Raw genomic sequence first — 16,876 nt, forward strand, 5'->3', positions numbered from 1 at the left:
GGGCGGCGGGCGGGCGGGGGGGGCGGGCCCCGGGCCTCGGCGGGGGCCCCCGGCGGGGGGGGGGGGCGGGGCCCCCGGGCGGGCCGGGGGGGGGGGGGGGGGGGCGGCCCGGCCCCCCCCGCACGCTCCTGGAGTTCCACTCGCCGCACGGCGTGGCCCTGCTGCTGTTCGAGGTCTCCGCCCTGCGCCGCTTCCTGCTGCGCACGTACGCGATGGTGCCCGGCGGCCGGGAGGACGTGACCGGAGTGGTCGAGCGGGGATTGAGCGCCCTGTTCGGCGGGGTGTGAGCGGGCCCGGCGACGGCCTCGACCGTGGCACCGCTCACCACCTGGTCAGGCGTTGTATGTGATCCGCCCCCATGTGATCCGCTCCCATGTGGCCGGCACCCGGTGTCGGCCACGTCCGGCAGAGCACCCGTGCGGGGAGCGCGGCCGTGAGGCGGCTCAGTACCGCAGCACGCAGGCGATGCCGTGCGCCTCGCCCAGCGTGCCGTCCGGGACGAAGCGGACGTCGGCGCCGGTCTCCAGGCACCGTTCGACGATCTCGTCCACGATGTCGTCCCGGGTGTCGAGGTCGCCCGACTCGGCCGGCACCAGATGATCACCGGTCTCGCGGACCGTCGTGCGGTAGTTCTCCTCGACGGCGAGGAGCCGGACCCGGCCGTCCCGGGCGCTCTGCCACAGCTCGTCCACGCCGGCCGCGTAGGCCCGGCGCCCGCGCGCCGCGGTGAGTTCCCGCACGACGGACGCGGCGTTCCTGCGGGTCTCCGCCTCCAGCACCGGACTGACCGCCTGCCACACGGCGTCCGGGCCGGCGTGGGCGAGACCGCCGTGCCGCACCCGCACGGCGGACCGCGCGGCACCGGTGCCGACCTCGTCCATCAGGGACAGGGCCGCCTGCTCGCCGGTGACGTACAGCGGGCGGGGGTCGGCGCGCAGGACCGCGCCCATGGCGGTGTCCGCCTCGCGCAGGAAGTGGCGCGTGCCCTCGTCACGGAACGTGCTCGGCTGGTCGCCGATCCGCATCTGCCGCTGGGCGTCGAAGTCCTCCCGCACGTGTGCCAGCGGGAAGCCGCCGGAGTGGTCCTCGACCACCCGGCCGGCGCCGCCGCTCCACAGCGTGGCGCGGTCGGCGGAGAGCGACAGCACCCAGAACGGCCGCTCGGCCGCGTGGGCCGAGACCAGATTGCGGGTGAGGAAGGTGTCGGACAGCACCACCCGTTCGGGGACGGTCCGAGCCAGGGACCACACCTGGTGCTCGCCCGGCGCGGCGAAGATCACCAGGCCGTCCTCGGCGTGGGTGAGGTCCACCTCGGCCAGGGCGCGGTCGAGCTGTGCCTCGACATCGGCGCGCCGCTCGCGGGTCACGGCGGGATCGGACTCCAGGCGGCGGCGCGCCTCGGTGAGCGCGTTGCGCAGCCGGACCGGGTCCTGGCCGCTGCCGCGTTCCCGGCGATGCGTCGGGGTCAGTACGGATACCGCCGGATAGGGGCGCGGGCGCCGCAGTTCGGCGAGGGTCGCGGGACTCAGTGCGTGCTCCATGAACAGCACGATAGGGCGGAATCACCTTTACGGCATTCGGGGTAATCCGGGCAGGTCGGTTTCGTTCCGCGGCCCGGAGGCGGAGGGTCGCGCGCCGTCACGGGTCCGCCGGGGCGCGAGGGTGGGTGTTTCTGATCGCGAATCTGTAACACGCCGTTTACTTGAGGAACTTTTTGCTTGTGGCCGGTTCCTGTCGCCTGATGTGCGAGAACGCGCGGCTCTGTGCATTTCGCTGAGGCAAAACGCGGCCGAAACCGGGGGGTGGACGGCTGTCCCGGGTTACCGCCACGTTGACTCGGCCGGATGCCTGACGGACGCTCGTAGATAGATGCTCGATACAACTGGTTTGTCGGGCGGCCGTCCGCCAGCTGGGAAATCCGCAGGTGAGCGTGGGCACGCCGACAGCCGGAGGTGAGGAGGTAGCGCATGTGCGGCATTACGGGATGGGTCTCTTACGACCGTGATCTGACCACCGAAGCCACCGCATTGGATGCGATGACCGAGACGATGGCCTGCCGGGGCCCGGACGACCGGGGCACCTGGACCGAGGGCCCCGCCGCCCTGGGTCACCGCCGGCTCGCCATCATCGACCTCCCCGGCGGCCGGCAGCCGATGACCCTGGCGACCCCCGCGGGCACCATCGCCCTGGTCTACTCCGGCGAGGCGTACAACTTCACCGAACTGCGCCGGGAACTGACCGACCGCGGCCACCGGTTCACCACCGACTCCGACACCGAGGTCGTGCTGCACGGCTACCTGGAGTGGGGTGACAAGGTCGCCGAACGCCTCAACGGCATGTACGCGTTCGCCGTCTGGGACGGCCGGCACGACAAGCTGGTGATGATCCGCGACCGCATGGGCATCAAGCCCTTCTACTACTACCCGACCGTCGACGGCGTCCTGTTCGGCTCCGAGCCCAAGGCGATCCTCGCCAACCCGCTGGCCCGGCGCCGCGTCACCCTGGACGGCCTGCGCGAGCTGTTCGTCATGGTCAAGACCCCGGGGCACGCCATCTGGGACGGCATGCGCGAGGTGGAGCCCGGCACCGTCGTCACCGTCGACCGCTCCGGTCTGTCCACCCGCGTGTACTGGCAGCTGGAGACCCGCCCGCACACCGACGACCGCGACACCACGATCGCCACCGTGCGCTCGCTGCTCGACGACATCGTGCGCCGCCAGCTCGTCGCCGACGTACCGCGCTGCACCCTGCTCTCCGGCGGCCTCGACTCCTCCGCCATGACCGCGCTCGCCGCCCGGCAACTCGGCGCCACCGGCGAGAAGGTGCGCAGCTTCGCCGTCGACTTCGTCGGCCAGTCCGAGAACTTCGTCGCCGACGAACTGCGCGGCACTCCCGACACGCCCTTCGTCCACGACGTGGCCCGGCTCGCCGGCACCGACCACCAGGACATCGTCCTCGACTCCGAGGCCCTCGCCGACCCCGCCGTGCGCGAGCTGGTGATCCGGGCCCGCGACCTGCCGGCCGGCCTCGGCGACATGGACAGCTCGCTGCTGCTGCTCTTCCGCGCGATCCGGCAGAAGTCCACGGTCGCCCTGTCCGGCGAGTCCGCCGACGAGGTCTTCGGCGGCTACCTCCAGTTCTTCGACGAGGAGGCGCGCCGCGCCGACACCTTCCCCTGGCTGGCGACCATGGGCCGGCACTTCGGCGAGGACGCCGACGTGGTGCGCAGCGACATCACCAAGTCCCTTGACCTCGAAGGCTATGTGGCCGACGGCTACCGCACGGCCGTGGCCGGCATCGACCGGCTGGAGGGCGAGAGCGACTTCGAGTTCCGGATGCGGCAGATCAGCCATCTGCACCTGACCCGCTTCGTGCGCATGCTGCTCGACCGCAAGGACCGGATGAGCATGGCCGTCGGCCTGGAGGTCCGGGTGCCGTTCTGCGACCACCGGCTGGTCGAGTACGTCTACAACACGCCCTGGGCCCTGAAGTCCTTCGACGGCCGGGAGAAGAGCCTGCTGCGGGAGGCGACGGCGGACGTCCTGCCGCGCTCGGTGTACGACCGGGTGAAGAGCCCGTACCCGTCCACCCAGGACCCGCGGTACGCCCGCGCCCTCCAGGAGCAGGTCAAGGAGCTGCTGTCCCGGCCCTCCCATCCGGTCTTCGACCTGGTCGACCGGGACCGCGTCCGGCAGGCCGCCGAACAGGACACGCCGGTCAGCACCCAGGCGGCCCGGCGCGGTCTGGAACGCGCCCTGGACCTGGCGGGCTGGCTCGACCTCTACGCGCCCGAGCTGGTGCTCAGCTGAGCCCGATCGCCCGGTCCGCCGCCGCGGCCGTCGGCTGCCACCAGGTCGTCACCGGCTCCCACACCAGCACCTGCCGCCCGGTGCCGAGCTCGGCCGCGGTGAACGAACGGCCCCAGTGCGCGGCCGACGCCGCCACCGTGACCGAGTCCGTCCGGCGGGCCTCCGGGTCCGCCGGGTCGACGATGGTGCGCACGCCGGCGTAGACGGTGCCGCCCGCCGCGAGCCGGTAGCTGCCGGTGCCGTCCGCCGGGACCGGCAGCGCGGCCCCGTCCAGGTCCCCGAAGGTCACCGTGGGCACACGGTCGACGGCACAGGCCCGGCCGCCGCGGTTGGTGACGGCGACCCGCAGCACGGTCGGGTCCCCGGCCGCGGCCTTCGCCCGGACCGTCAGCGACTGCTCCGTGCACCGGGCGGTCCGCTCGGGGCGCGCGGCGGCCTGGCTCTGCGGCGCGGTCAGCACCAGGGCCACCGCGGCGGCCGAGACGGCGGCGGGTACGGCGAGGGCGGCACGGAGGCGCATGAGGAGTCCCCTGTCGTGGTCGGGTACGGGAGGACGGCGGCCGGAGCCACCTGTCCGGTGGGACGCCCGGCGCGGCCGGGAGGTTGCCCCGGTGCCCCATCGTCACCCGGTCGTGTCACGTCTCGTCTCGGGTCCGGGCGACGGCGGGGGCGCGGGATCAGCCGGCGCCGTCCGGGGCGGCGCCCGCGCCGGCGGCGTTCGCCGGGCAGGAGCTGCCGCTCGCGGGCAGGGTGCCGTAGAGCAGGAAGTCGTCGACCTTGCGGTGCACGCACCGCGAGGAGGAGTAGCCGGTGTGGCCCTCGCCCTTGTTGTCCAGCACCACCGCGGAGGGGCCCAGCCGGCGGGCGGTCTCCACGGTCCACCGGTACGGCGTCGCCGGGTCGCCGCGCGTGCCCACGAGCAGCATCTTCGCCGAGTGCACGTCCTTGACCCGGTTCCGGATGAAGTCGGTGCCCCTGGGCCGGCCGTAGCACATCAGCACCTGGGTGAGCCGGTAGCGGCCGAAGACCGGCGACGCCTGGTCGTACGCGGCCCGCAGCCGCTTCAGGTCCGCGGTGAGCCGTGCCGCGTCGGGCCGGTCGGGGTCGTCCGCGCAGTTGATCGCGATCAGGGCGGCCGGCAGGTTGTCCGCGGGGACGTCCTCGGTGTCGACCAGCCCGCCGTCCGTCCGGGACCGGCCGGGCAGGCCGCCGTCCGTCCGGGGCCGGTCGCCGGACAGTCCGCCGTCCGCCGGGGGACGGCCGCCGGGCAGGCCGATGCCGCCCAGGGCGAAGGCCAGTACCCGCCGGGTGTCCCCGTCCTCCACCAGGGAGACCAGCGCGCGCTCCAGCGAGGGCCACAGGTCCTTGCTGTAGAGGGCCCGGCTGACGGCGCCCACCAGGTCCTGCCCGGTGAACGCGCCGCCGAAGTCCGTCGGCACCGGGTTCCGGTCGAGCGAGCGCACCAGCCGGACCACCTCGTCCCCGGCCGCACGCCGGTCCTGCCCGAACGGGCAGCCCAGATCCGTCGTGCACCAGTCCAGGAAGTCCTCCAGCGCCGTCTGCTGTCCCTCGGCGCCCGCCAGCGCCTCCTCGGCGGGCGGCTCGGTGAGCGTGTCCACGCCGTCCAGCGCCATCCGGCCGACCTTGCCCGGGAACTGCGCCGCGTACACCGCGCCGAGCCGGGTGCCGTAGGAGAAGCCCAGGTAGTTCAGTTTCCCGTCGCCGAGCGCCTGGCGGATGACGTCCAGGTCGCGGGAGGCGTTCACGGTGCCGATGTGCGCCAGCACCGGACCGGAGGCGCGCGCACACTGGTCGGCCGCCTGCCGCAACTGCCGGAACAACGCCTGCGGACGGGCCGGGTCGGCGCCCAGACCGGGCCCGGTGGAGGCCGCGCCGTCGCCCTCGCCGCACGAGACGGGAGAGGACCGGCCGACCCCGCGCGGATCGAAGGTGACCACGTCGTAACCGTCGGTCAGGTCCATGAACTGCCTGCCCTCGGTGGCCAGTTCGGGGATGCCCGCGCCGCCGGGGCCGCCGAAGTTCAGCAGCACCGAGCCGTGTGACGCCCCGGTGGCGCGGTAGCGCGCCAGCGCCACGTCGAGGGTGCCCGCGTCCGGCCGGGCGTAGTCGAGCGGGACGGTGACCTTCGCGCACTCCAGGTCCCCGGGCATGTCCGGGCCCCGGCAGGCGGCCCAGACCGGTTCCTGCCGGTAGAACCGGGCGAGGTCGGGCTGCGGCCGGCCGGCGGCGGCCGCGGGCAGCCCGGCGCCGAGCAGTGCCAGAGCGAGCGCCGAGGCACTCGCGCAGCGCCGCAGGGCGGGCCGTGTGGACAGCTTGACCAGCATCGATCGCCTCCCGGGGCGCCCGCCCGAGGACCGGGGGCCGCGCCCTCGGATCACCATAGACGGCCACCGGAAGGGCCGCCTCCGGACGGGCGGCCCGGCACCAGCCGCCGTATCCTGCGCACCCTCCGTGCCGGTGCCCGCACCCCGGACCGCAGGCACGCGGCACCCTCGACGGCAGGCACGGGTCACCCCGGCAGGACGGCGGCCCGTGGCGCGGCCTCCGGTGATCCGCGAGGATGCTGCGGGCGGACCGGCCGTCAGCCGGGCCGCACGACAGCCGACCCCGACGGAAAACGGAGCGCACCGATGACCTCTGCGGCCCACCACGACCTCGTCGTCACGCAGGCCACCCTCGCCGACTGGCCGGTGATCAGCGGGTGGGCGGCGGCGGAGGGCTGGAATCCGGGGCTGTCCGACGGGCCGGCGTTCTTCGCCCAGGATCCCGACGGGTTCTTCCTCGGCCGGATCGACGGGGAGCCGGTCTCCGCCGTCTCCGTGGTGAACCACGGTCCCGACTACGCCTTCCTCGGCTGCTATCTGGTCCGCCCCGGCCTGCGCGGTCAGGGACACGGCCTCACCACCTGGAAGACCGCCCTGGCGCACGCGGGCGGCCGGACCGTCGGCCTGGACGGAGTCGTCGCCCAGCAGGACAACTACCGGCAGTCCGGCTTCCGGCCCGCCTACCGCACCCTCCGCTTCACCGGTCCCGCCGCCGAGACCCGGCCGCCCGCCGGCGTCCGCCCGGCCGGACCTGCCGACCTGCCCGCGCTCACCGCCTACGACAGCGCCTGCCACCCCGCCGACCGCCCCCGGTTCCTCGCCGCGTGGCTCACCACCCCCGGCCACCGCGCCCTCGTCCGCGAGGACGGCGGGCGGCTGACCGGCTACGGCGTGATCCGGCCCGGCCACGACAGCCTGCGCATCGGCCCGCTCTTCGCGGACACCGCCGCCGACGCCCGGGCCCTGTTCGCCGCCCTCACCGCCGGCACGGCCGGGAGCGAGGTCGCCATCGACGTCCCCGAGCCCAACACGGCCGGCCTCGCCCTCGCCGAAGAGGCGGGACTGCGGCCCTCGTTCGAGACCGCGCGCATGTACACCGGCCCGGTCCGCGCCCACGCCCGGGAGCGGATCTTCGGCGTCACCACGCTCGAACTCGGCTGACTCCTAGCCCAGCCGGGCCGCGTGGCGGCGGCGGTGCAGGTCCCGTACCTCCTCCACCAGGGCGGGCACCGGCCCCTCCACCGCCACCCCGGGCGCGACGTCCCGCACCGGCAGGGTGCGCACGGGCGGCGCGGGCACGCCCAACTCACCGAGCAGAGCGGACAGTTGTTCAGAGGAGACGATGTACACGATCCGGCCGAGCCCCACCCAGGCGTGTGCCGCCGCGCACATCGGGCAGTGCTCGCCGGACGTGTAGACGGTCGCCGCCGCCCGCTGCCCGGGTGTCAGGTGCGCCGCCGACCAGCGGGCCAGTTCGAACTCCGGGTGCCGGGTGTGGTCCCCGCCCGCCACCCGGTTGCGGTCCTCCGCCAGCACGGTGCCGTCCCCGGCCACGAGCACCGACCCGAACGGCTCGTCACCGGCGTCCAGCGCCTCCTCGGCCAGCTCCACACAGCGGCGCAGATACCGCAGTTCACCGTCGCGCACCATCGGCACTCCTCCGCACGTCATGATCTCCGGCCGGGCAGGTTACGCCCACCGCGCCCGGCTCGGCCAGCGACCCGCCCCCGGAGGCGGCGGCGCTCCGCACGGCCGGGAAGGCGTGCCGGCGGGCCAGCGCGACCGTCGTCAGCGCCAGCAGCACCGGCGGCAGCGCGGTCCACGGCAGCGCCCCGGCGCCCAGCGCGTCCAGCGCCAGACCGCCGGTGAGCGAACCGGCGGCGATGCCCGCGTTGTACACCGTGGTCTGCAACGCGGTCGCCACATCGGCGTCGGCGGGCCCCGCCGCGTCGACCAGCGCCGTCTGGACCAGCGTGGGCGCCCCGCCGAACGCCACGCCCCACAGCGCGACCGCGCCGGTCAGCGCCCCGGGCGTCCGGGCCGCCAGACCCAGGACCGCCAGCACGGCCGCGATCAGCGCGAGCGCCCCGAGCAGCGCGGGCCGCGGGCACCGGTCGACCAGCACCCCGGTGAGCCAGATGCCCGCCACCGTCGCGGTCCCGAACACCGCGAGCAGCACGCCGGTACGCCCGTACCCGGCCCGCGCGGCGAACGGGACGACGTAGGTGTACATCACCTGGTGGCCCAGCAGCAGACACAGCGTGACCGACAGCACCGGGCGGATGCCGGGGCGGACCGCGACCCGCGACAGCGGCACCCGCGCGTGGGCCGGCTCGCCCGGGAAGCCGGGCACCCGCAGCCGTATCCAGCCCACGAGCAGCACGGCGAGCAGGGCCAGGGCGGCGAACGCGGCCCGCCAGCCCAGCGCCCCGGCCAGCGCGGTACCGGCGGGCACCCCGCACGCCAGGGCCACGGTGATCCCGGCGAGGACCACCGCGATGGCCCGGCCGCGCCGCTCCGCGGGCACCATGCGGGCCGCGTAACCGGCGAGCATCGCCCACAGCGTGCCGCCCATCACCCCGGCGAGCAGCCGGGCCGCGACGGTGAGCGGGTACGACGACGACAGCGCGACCAGCGCATCGCTGACGGCGAAGCCCAGCAGCGCGCCGCACAGTACCGGCCGCCGGGGCAGCCCGCGCAGCGCCGCGGTGACCGGGACGGCGGCCACGAAGGAGGCGGCGGCGTACGCGGTGACGAGGAAGCCGATCCGGGACTCGGACACCCGCAGCGGGGCCGCCATGACGGGCAGCAGGCCCGCCGGGAGGAGTTCGGTCAGTACGGCGGTGAACGCGGCGCAGGACAGGGCGAGCAGCCCCGACCACGGCAGACGACCGCCCTTGACCTGGGAGGACTGGGTCATGCGAGCATGGTCGAACGCTCACATCAGTGGGAAGGTCAAGCTCGGGTCCGGGAGGCCGCATGCGGATCGGCGAACTGTCCCGGCGCATCGGCGTCCCCACCCGGCTGCTGCGCTACTACGAGGAGCAGCGCCTGCTCGACCCGGACCGCACCGGCAACGGCTACCGCAGCTATCCGGAGTCCGCGGTCGCGCGGGTGCGCCAGTTGCGGGGCCTGCTGGACTCGGGGCTCACCACCGAGATGATCCGCGCGATCCTGCCGTACCTGTGCGGGCCGGGCCATCTCGTGCCGTCCCCGGACACCGTGCCGGCGGAGACGGTCGCCCGGCTCCAGGAGCACGTCGACCGCATCCAGGCCCGCATCGACTGCCTGGCCCGCAACCGCGACCGGCTCACCGCCTACCTGGCGGCGGTACGGCCGGACAACGGCTGACGCACCTGCCGGGTACGGCGGGGCAGCGGCGGGCTCGCCCGCCGGCAGGGCCGGACCATGGCACACCCGCCGCCGGATACGGCCGGACAGTGGCGGACTCGCCCGCCGGATACGGCCGGACGCCGGCTGATTCGGCCCCCGGGCCCCGCTGTCCGCGTCCGGCCGGCGCGGGGGCGAAATCCCGTTGTCCGGACCCGGCCGCCCGTGCTGGAGTGGCGTCATGGATCCTGCCGCCTTGCTCGCCCGCTACGACCAGCTGATCCGCCGCGATGCCCGGCCCGACGGGCCCGGGGCCCGGATCGAGCGGACCGGCGGGGTGGTGCGGCAGGTCGCGGACGCCCCGGGCTGGAACGGCGTGCTCTGGTCCGGGCTGGACGCGGCGGGCGCGGACCGGGCGATACAGGACCAGATCGCCCGCTTCACCGGCCTCGGCCGGGGTTTCGAGTGGAAGCTGTACGCCCACGACGAGCCGGCGGATCTCGGTGACCGGCTGCTCGCCGCCGGGTTCCGGGCCGAGCCCGCGGAGACCCTGATGACCGGCGAGGCGGCCGGTCTCGCGCACGGCCCCGGCGCCCCGGCCGGCATCCGTTTCGCCCAGGTCACCGACCCGGCCGGGGTCGGGCTGGTGGCGGACGTCCACGACGAGGTGTTCGGCGCCGACGGAGGCCGGCTGCGGCGCCTGCTGCTCGCGAGCCTGGCGGCCGATCCCGGCGCGGTGGTCGCCGTGGTGGCGCTCGCCGACGGCGAACCCGTGGCCGCCGCCCGGCTGGAGCCGGTGCCCGGCACCCCGTTCGCGGGGCTGTGGGGCGGCGGGACCGTCGCGGCCTGGCGGGGCCGGGGCGTGTACCGCGCGCTGGTCGCCCACCGGGCCCGCGTCGCCGCCGCCCTCGGCTACCGCCACCTCCAGGTCGACGCCTCCGCCCAGAGCCGCCCGATCCTGGCCCGTCTGGGCTTCCAGGCGCTGAGCACCACCACGCCGTACCTCTACGGGAACTGACTCAGCGCCGGGCCCGGACCCGGTCCAGCGCGGCCACGCCCGCGGCCGCCAGCGCTATCTGGATCAGCCACTCGATCCAGTCGGGCCCGTCGGTGTCGGCGACCCCGAGTCCGGCGGCGATCGCCGAACCCACCAGCGCGGCCACGATGCCGACGGCGATGGTCCACAGGACACCGATGTGCTGCCGTCCGGGGACGACCAGCCGGCCCAGCACACCGATGACGATGCCGATCAGGATCGCGCTGACAATGCCCGAAATCTCCATGGTCTTCCCTCTTCGGCGTTCTCGCTCGCGTACCTTGCTGCTGTCGCATGTGCCCGCTGCAGGCGCGGTCACGCGGCTGCCCCGGGGAGCCTCTGTCCACCGGCCCGCCATGCCATGTACCTTTCAACCAAGCGACGTGTGGAAGACACCTCAAACAGGTTCTACGCGCGCAGACTTGGCGCCGCCCCGCCTCTTTCCCCGCCCCACAGGGAGGTTCGACGGATGCTCACATCCAGCAGATCCCGCCGTGGCCGCACCGCCGTCCTGGCCGGTTCGGCGCTGCTGTTCGGCACGGTCGCCGTCCAGACCGGCACCGGCACGCCCGCCCACGCGGCGGTCACGCACCGCGTCCTGTTCGACAACGCCCACGCCGAGACCGCCGGCAACGCCGACTGGATCGTCTCCACCAGCCAGCCCGACCCGCTCGGCCAGAACGCCACGCCGGCCGCCGAGACGGACTGGACCGGCGCCCTGTCCTCCTGGGGCGTCGCGCTCCAGAAGACCGGCGGCTACAGCCTGAAGACGCTCCCGGCCGGCTCCGCCCTCGGCTACGGCGGCACCTCCGCGACCGACCTCACCCGGTTCGACACACTGGTCCTGCCCGAACCCAACACGCCGTTCGCCAGCGCCGAAAAGACGGCGATCATGAACTTCGTCAAGAACGGCGGCGGACTGTTCATGATCTCCGACCACACCGGAGCCGACCGCAACAACGACGGCTACGACGCGGTCGAGATCTTCAACGACCTGATGACGAACAACAGCGTCGACTCCACCGACCCGTTCGGCTTCTCCGTCGACTCGCTGAGCATCTCCTCCGACCACCCGGCCGCGATCGGCGACAGCACCGACCCGGTCCTGCACGGCTCCTTCGGCACCGTCACCAAGAGCCTGATCGCCAGCGGCACGACGGCCACCCTCAAGCCCGCCGACAACCCCGCCGTCAAGGGCCTGCTCTACCGTACCGGTTACTCCGGCACCACCGGCGCCTTCTTCGCCACGAGCACCTTCGGCAGCGGCCGGGTGGCTTTCTGGGGCGACAGCTCCCCGGCCGACGACGGCACCGGCCAGTCCGGCAACACCCTCTACGACGGCTGGCACGACACCGGGGCCACCAACGCGGCCCTCGCGCTCAACGCCACCGAGTGGCTGTCCGGCGCGAGCGGCGGCAGCGGCGGCGGCCCGGCCACCTGCACCGCCGCCCAGCTCCTCGGCAACAGCGGCTTCGAGTCCGGGACCACCGCCTGGACCGCCACGAGCGGTGTCATCACCGACTCCACCGCCCGGACGCCCCGTACGGGCTCCTCCTACGCCTGGCTCGACGGCAACGGCACCGCCACCACCGACACGCTCGCCCAGTCGGTGACCATCCCGTCCGGCTGCTCCGCCCGGTTCGGCTTCCAGCTGCACGTGGACACCGCCGAGACCACCACCGCCACGGCCTACGACACCCTCAAGGTGCAGGTCCTCAACGGTTCCGGCACGGTCCTCGCCACCCTGGCGACCTACTCCAACCTGCACGCCGCCACCGGCTACACCCAGCGCTCCTTCGACCTCGGCGGCTACGCCGGGCAGACCGTCACGCTGAAGTTCACCGGCACCGAGGGCTCCAAGTACCAGACGTCGTTCGTCGTGGACGACACCGCGCTCGACGTGAGCTGAACCGGTACGGCGGGGGCGGGCCGCCGGGGCCCGCCCCCGCCGGTGTCACGCGGCCGGCACCGTCCGTTCCGGCGTGTTCCAGCCGGAGACCCGCACACCCGGCGCCGAACCGCGCAGACCGGCCGTGCGGTAGGTGGCGGTCAGCGTCACCGACTCGCCCGGCCACAGGCTCACCATGTTGTCCGACCAGCGCACCGGCAGCACCGGCCTGCCCTTCGCGTCCACGACGCGCACGTCCGTCAGCAGCGCGGGTGCCGTACCGCTCCCGCCGCGGCGCAGCGTCACCGTCGTGGTCGACCGGCCGCCCGCCGTCCGCGTGCGCGCCGTCGCCGCCACCGGGACCCGGTCCATCGAGGCGAGCGCCCGGAAGTCGGCGTAGCCGGTCGTGGGCGTGTAGTACCAGGTGGTGCGGCCCCAGTCCAGTTTGTCGGCCTCGGTGGAGAGCCAGTACACGTTCCGGCTCACCTCCGTGCCGTCCGGGTCGGTCAGCACCAGGCGGAGCAGGTGCGTGCGCGCCGGCCCGCCCACCGTGGACGGCAGGACGAGCGGCGTGGCGTGCGCGCCGCCGCCGTCCACCGTCACCCCGGCGACGGTCTCGTCGTACCTCCGGGTGCCGTCGGGGTCGAAGAGCGTGGCCCGCACGGTCAGGCCCCGCACGGCGCCGGGCCGGTTGTTCACCACCACGACCGAGCGGTCGTCGTAGGAGTACTGCGCGTGCAGCGGCTCGTTGGCCTTCTTCGCGCCGAAGTAGGCGCCGTTCTGGTCCAGGTAACGGTCCGTCAGCTGCCAGTGCAGCGAGGTCCAGCCGCTGTTGAACATCCAGTGGACGACCCCGGTGGCGGGCCGTTCGGCGTCGGCCGCGTTGCGCTGGTACGCCTCGAACTGGGCGCGGACGCTCTCGTACTGGGCGAGCTGGGCCTTGCGCACGTAGTCGGTGAGGCCGGTCGGGGCGCCGTAGCGGCCGGCGAGCGCCTTGTCGTAGATCGCGAGCGTGCCGAAGGTGGCGGACGGCGAGCGGTGGTACTGCCGGGCGTCCGGGTCCTTCCACAAGGTGTCCAGTTCGGCGGGCGTCATCATCCGGCGCAGCGTGTCGAGGGTCGGGATGCTCGGGCCCGCGCTGGTCTCGGAGTTGAAGCCGGTGGCCCCGCCCTCGCGTTTGGCGTACCAGTAGCCGGGCGGCACCCAGTCGTAGGGGCCGGTCATCTTCATGCCCGAGGCGCCGAGCCGCGGCGCGGACGCCCCGGACGCGGCGGGCACCACGGGAACGGGCCAGTCGGCCGCCTCCAGGGCGTCCAGGTAGCCCTTCTCGATCGTGGCGTCGGGCGCGGAGTCGCTGCCGATCAGGAAGGACAGCACGCTCGGATGACCGCGCAGGCGGGCGGCCTCGGCGGCCATCGAGGCCCGCGCCACCGCGTGGTCGGCGGCGCTCCACTTCTGCCCGGAACCGGTCGGGTTGACCTCGCCCTCCCACTTGTCGCAGCACTCCCAGCCCGGCAGGACGAGCACGCCGTGGCGGTCGGCGAGGGCGAAGAACTCGTCGGGCTCCAGGTGGCCTTCCAGCCGCAGGGTGTTCAGACCCAGGTCGACGGCGTACTTCAGCCGGTCCTCGGCATAGCGGCGGTCCCAGCGCAGGAACTCGTCCGGCGACCAGCCGCCGCCCTTGACCAGCAGCTTCCGGCCGTTGATCCAGTACTGCCGGGCGCCGTCGGCGTTCAGCGGGGCCCGCACGTCCCGGATGCCGAAGGTGTCGTGCACGGTGTCCGACACCGTGCCGGCCACGGTGGCGGTGAGAGCGAGGCCGTACAGCGGCTGCCCGCCCATCCCGGCCGGCCACCACACCCTCGGCGCGCTCAGGCGCAGACCGGGCACGTCGGCGGGGGAGAAGGTGACCGTCTTCGTCTCGTGGGCGGCGAGCGGCACCGCCCGGGAGAACGGCGTCCCGGCGGCCCGGCCGCCGACCCGCGCCGTGACCGCGCCGCCCGTGTCGTTGCGGACCCGGGCCCTGACCGTCAGGCCGGCGGTGGCGAGCGACGGCACGGCCAGCTCGGTCACCACGTGCGCGTCGCGCAGCGCGACCGGGCCGCCCCGGCGGACCAGGACGTCCCGGACCAGGCCCATGTTCCGGTCCGGCGGCGGCTGGAGCCAGTCGAGCCAGCCCATGGTCAGGTCCTTGTCCGGGTCGTTGGGCCGGACCAGGAAGGCGACCGTGTTGGCGCCCGGCCGCACCAGCGCGGTGATGTCCAGTTCATGGCGGGTGTAGGCGCCGGCGACCCGCGAAGCCGGTGCCACCAGGCGCCCGTTGACGTAGACGTCGGCCGCCGACACGACTCCGCTGAAGTCCAGGGAGGTGCGCCGCGCGGTGTCCGCGACGGTGAAGTCCGAGCGGTACCACCACGGCACCTGGAAGTCGGCCCGCGGGATCCCGCGCTGGGCGGTGGAGCGGAAGGGGTCGGCGTACACACCGTTCGCCAGCAGCGCGGCCAGCACCGTGGAGCGGGGACCCGCCGGGTACCAGTCCCGCGCCGGGTAGCCGGGCGAGGACACCTCCGCCGCCGCGTCGCGCACCTTCGCCGTGGACTGCACGGCGTAGCCGGACAGCGGGGTGGCGCTGCCGGCGGTCCCGGGGACGCGGGTGACCGGTGCCGTCCGGTGCTGCCCGCCCGGTTTCCCGGGGGCGGTCCAGGCGCCGGTGGCGAGGGAGCAGACCAGGGCGAGGAGCGCGACGGCCGAGGGGAGCCGGTGGGCGGGGCGAGGGAACAAGGCGGTCTCCAGCCCGTAAAGTTAGGAAACTTTACTAATCGCGGTCACGCTAGGTCGCCCCCGGGACCGTGTCAACGAGCCTCGCGGCCGGCGCCGGGCGTCCGCGCCACCCGCGTCAGGAGGCCCCATGTCCGGTAGTCCGCCACCCCCGGGTGGTCTCGTCCGCCGCGTCGGTCTGTTCCAGGCGACCGCGATCAACATGAGCCAGATGTGCGGCATCGGCCCGTTCGTGACAATCCCGCTGATGGTCGCCGCGTTCGGCGGCCCGCAGGCGGTTGTCGGGTTCGCCGCGGGGGCGGTCCTGGCCCTGTGCGACGGGCTGGTCTGGGCCGAGCTGGGCGCCGCCCTCCCCGGCTCCGGCGGCACGTACGTCTATCTGCGCCAGGCCTTCCGGTACCGCACCGGCCGGCTGATGCCGTTCCTGTTCGTGTGGACGGCGATGCTCTTCATCCCGCTGATCATGTCCACGGGCGTGGTCGGCTTCGTGCAGTACCTCGGCTATCTCGCGCCCGGCCTGGGGCGGACCGCAGGCGACCTGACCGGGCTCGGGGTGATCGCCCTGGTCGTGCTCCTGCTGTGGCGCGGCATCGAGCACATCGCCCGGATCACCGCCGTGTTGTGGACCGTGATGATCGCCTCCGTGCTGCTGGTGATCGCCGCCGCGGCCACCGACTTCAGCCCGCACCTGGCGTTCAGCTATCCGGCGGGCGCCTTCGACCTGGCCGGCGGACACGTCTGGCCGGGCTTCGCCGCGGGCCTGACCATCGGTGTCTACGACTACCTCGGCTACAACACGACCGCCTACATGGGCGCCGAGATCCGCGACCCCGGCCGCACGCTCCCGCGCTCCATCGTCCTGTCGGTCCTCGGCATCATGGTGATCTACCTGCTGCTCCAGATCGGCACGCTCGGCGTGGTCGACTGGCACCGGATGACCGACCCGCACGACATCGCCTCCACCTCGGTGGCCTCCGCGGTCCTGGAGGACACCTGGGGCAGGGGCGCCGCCGGCACGGTGACCGTGCTCATCCTGGTCACCGCGTTCGCCTCCGTCTTCACCGGCCTGCTCGGCGGCTCCCGGGTGCCCTACGACGCCGCCCGCGACCGGGTCTTCTTCCGCCCGTACGCGACTCTGCACCCGAGGCACCGCTTCCCGGTGCTCGGCCTCGCCACCATGGGCGTGATCACCGCCGTGGGTTTCCTGGTCGGCCGCCACACCGATCTGGTCACCCTGATCCAGCTGCTCACCACGGTCATGGTGATCGTGCAGGCGCTGGCCCAGATCGTCGCGCTGACGGTCCTGCGCAAGCGCCGGCCCGACCTGCCCCGCCCGTACCGCATGTGGCTCTACCCGCTGCCGGGCGCCGTCGCCTTCGCCGGCTGGTGCGTGATCTACGCCTGCGCCGACCGCAACGCCCCGGGCCGCCGTCCCGTCGAGTGGTCCCTGGCCTGGCTGGCCCTGGGCTGCGTGGCCTTCCTGCTCTGGGCCCGCCGGGAGCGGACCTGGCCGTTCGGCCCGAAGGAGACCGGCGAGGACACGGACGCCCGGCGTGACGCCCTGGAGCTGAACTAGGGCCTCTCGTTTGGATCAGGCCGGGCTCGCGGGCCCTGGTGCCGCACCTCGCGGCGTTGTCGTCGGTTGCCATGGCTCCGCCATGGCGCCCTCCTCCGCCTTGCGATGCACGGC

General features: G+C 74.2%; 14 protein-coding genes. 7 read left to right on the forward strand and 7 right to left on the reverse strand.

The window, feature by feature from the left end:
• Window positions 1–128: 128 nt before the first annotated feature.
• Window positions 129–287, forward strand: coding sequence for an SsgA family sporulation/cell division regulator (locus tag ACH4OA_RS24525; RefSeq protein WP_397937623.1), 159 nt, complete (start codon window positions 129–131; stop codon window positions 285–287).
• A 156-nt stretch (window positions 288–443) separates the two neighbouring features.
• Here the strand turns inward: ACH4OA_RS24525 and ACH4OA_RS24530 are convergent, their stop codons facing one another.
• Window positions 444–1,541 carry a chemotaxis protein gene (locus tag ACH4OA_RS24530; protein ID WP_397970897.1) on the reverse strand — a complete coding sequence of 366 codons (1,098 nt, stop codon included), beginning with the start codon at window positions 1,539–1,541 and terminating at the stop codon, window positions 444–446.
• A gap of 426 nt (window positions 1,542–1,967) precedes the next feature.
• On the opposite strand from ACH4OA_RS24530, the gene asnB reads away from it, so the two are divergent.
• Window positions 1,968–3,809 carry an asparagine synthase (glutamine-hydrolyzing) gene (gene asnB, locus ACH4OA_RS24535; protein WP_397970901.1) on the forward strand — a complete coding sequence of 614 codons (1,842 nt, stop codon included), beginning with the start codon at window positions 1,968–1,970 and terminating at the stop codon, window positions 3,807–3,809.
• On the opposite strand, the gene ACH4OA_RS24540 is transcribed toward asnB, so the two are convergent.
• Both ACH4OA_RS24540 and ACH4OA_RS24545 read right to left on the reverse strand, forming a co-directional pair.
• Window positions 3,802–4,329 (reverse strand): DUF4232 domain-containing protein, encoded by a 528-nt coding sequence (locus ACH4OA_RS24540; RefSeq protein ID WP_397970903.1) that lies wholly within the window; start codon window positions 4,327–4,329, stop codon window positions 3,802–3,804. The genes asnB and ACH4OA_RS24540 overlap by 8 nt on opposite strands.
• Before the next feature lie 157 nt (window positions 4,330–4,486).
• Complete coding sequence (locus ACH4OA_RS24545) at window positions 4,487–6,154, reverse strand: alpha/beta hydrolase (RefSeq protein ID WP_397970906.1); 1,668 nt, start codon at window positions 6,152–6,154, stop codon at window positions 4,487–4,489.
• Between the two features lie 306 nt (window positions 6,155–6,460).
• On the opposite strand from ACH4OA_RS24545, the gene ACH4OA_RS24550 reads away from it, so the two are divergent.
• The gene (locus ACH4OA_RS24550; RefSeq protein ID WP_397970909.1) at window positions 6,461–7,315 is read left to right on the forward strand and encodes a GNAT family N-acetyltransferase; all 855 of its coding nucleotides are present in this window, start codon (window positions 6,461–6,463) and stop codon (window positions 7,313–7,315) included.
• 3 nt (window positions 7,316–7,318) lie between these two features.
• On the opposite strand, the gene ACH4OA_RS24555 is transcribed toward ACH4OA_RS24550, so the two are convergent.
• Both ACH4OA_RS24555 and ACH4OA_RS24560 read right to left on the reverse strand, forming a co-directional pair.
• Entirely contained in the window at window positions 7,319–7,804 is a 486-nt protein-coding gene (locus ACH4OA_RS24555) for a nucleoside deaminase (RefSeq protein WP_397937513.1), read from the reverse strand.
• Window positions 7,788–9,074 carry an MFS transporter gene (locus ACH4OA_RS24560; RefSeq protein ID WP_397970911.1) on the reverse strand — a complete coding sequence of 429 codons (1,287 nt, stop codon included), beginning with the start codon at window positions 9,072–9,074 and terminating at the stop codon, window positions 7,788–7,790. Before ACH4OA_RS24560 ends, ACH4OA_RS24555 begins: the two co-directional genes overlap by 17 nt.
• 59 nt (window positions 9,075–9,133) lie before the next feature.
• On the opposite strand from ACH4OA_RS24560, the gene ACH4OA_RS24565 reads away from it, so the two are divergent.
• Window positions 9,134–9,505, forward strand: coding sequence for a MerR family transcriptional regulator (locus ACH4OA_RS24565; RefSeq protein WP_397970913.1), 372 nt, complete (start codon window positions 9,134–9,136; stop codon window positions 9,503–9,505).
• A 220-nt stretch (window positions 9,506–9,725) separates the two neighbouring features.
• Window positions 9,726–10,502, forward strand: a complete 777-nt coding sequence (locus tag ACH4OA_RS24570; protein ID WP_397970916.1) for a GNAT family N-acetyltransferase — start codon at window positions 9,726–9,728, stop codon at window positions 10,500–10,502.
• Between the two features lies 1 nt (window position 10,503).
• On the opposite strand, the gene ACH4OA_RS24575 is transcribed toward ACH4OA_RS24570, so the two are convergent.
• Window positions 10,504–10,767, reverse strand: coding sequence for a GlsB/YeaQ/YmgE family stress response membrane protein (locus ACH4OA_RS24575; protein ID WP_365883245.1), 264 nt, complete (start codon window positions 10,765–10,767; stop codon window positions 10,504–10,506).
• 222 nt (window positions 10,768–10,989) lie between these two features.
• Here ACH4OA_RS24575 and ACH4OA_RS24580 point away from each other — a divergent pair, with 222 nt between their 5' ends.
• Window positions 10,990–12,429 carry a hydrolase gene (locus ACH4OA_RS24580; protein WP_397970919.1) on the forward strand — a complete coding sequence of 480 codons (1,440 nt, stop codon included), beginning with the start codon at window positions 10,990–10,992 and terminating at the stop codon, window positions 12,427–12,429.
• Between the two features lie 45 nt (window positions 12,430–12,474).
• Here the strand turns inward: ACH4OA_RS24580 and ACH4OA_RS24585 are convergent, their stop codons facing one another.
• Window positions 12,475–15,189 (reverse strand): glycosyl hydrolase 2 galactose-binding domain-containing protein, encoded by a 2,715-nt coding sequence (locus tag ACH4OA_RS24585; RefSeq protein WP_397970921.1) that lies wholly within the window; start codon window positions 15,187–15,189, stop codon window positions 12,475–12,477.
• A 127-nt stretch (window positions 15,190–15,316) separates the two neighbouring features.
• Between ACH4OA_RS24585 and ACH4OA_RS24590 the strand changes: the two genes are divergently transcribed.
• Window positions 15,317–16,762, forward strand: a complete 1,446-nt coding sequence (locus ACH4OA_RS24590; RefSeq protein WP_397937524.1) for an APC family permease — start codon at window positions 15,317–15,319, stop codon at window positions 16,760–16,762.
• Window positions 16,763–16,876 lie beyond the last annotated feature (114 nt).

The sequence above is a fragment of the Streptomyces sp. NPDC017095 genome, assembly GCF_044332325.1.
Taxonomy (GTDB): Bacteria; Actinomycetota; Actinomycetes; order Streptomycetales; family Streptomycetaceae; genus Streptomyces.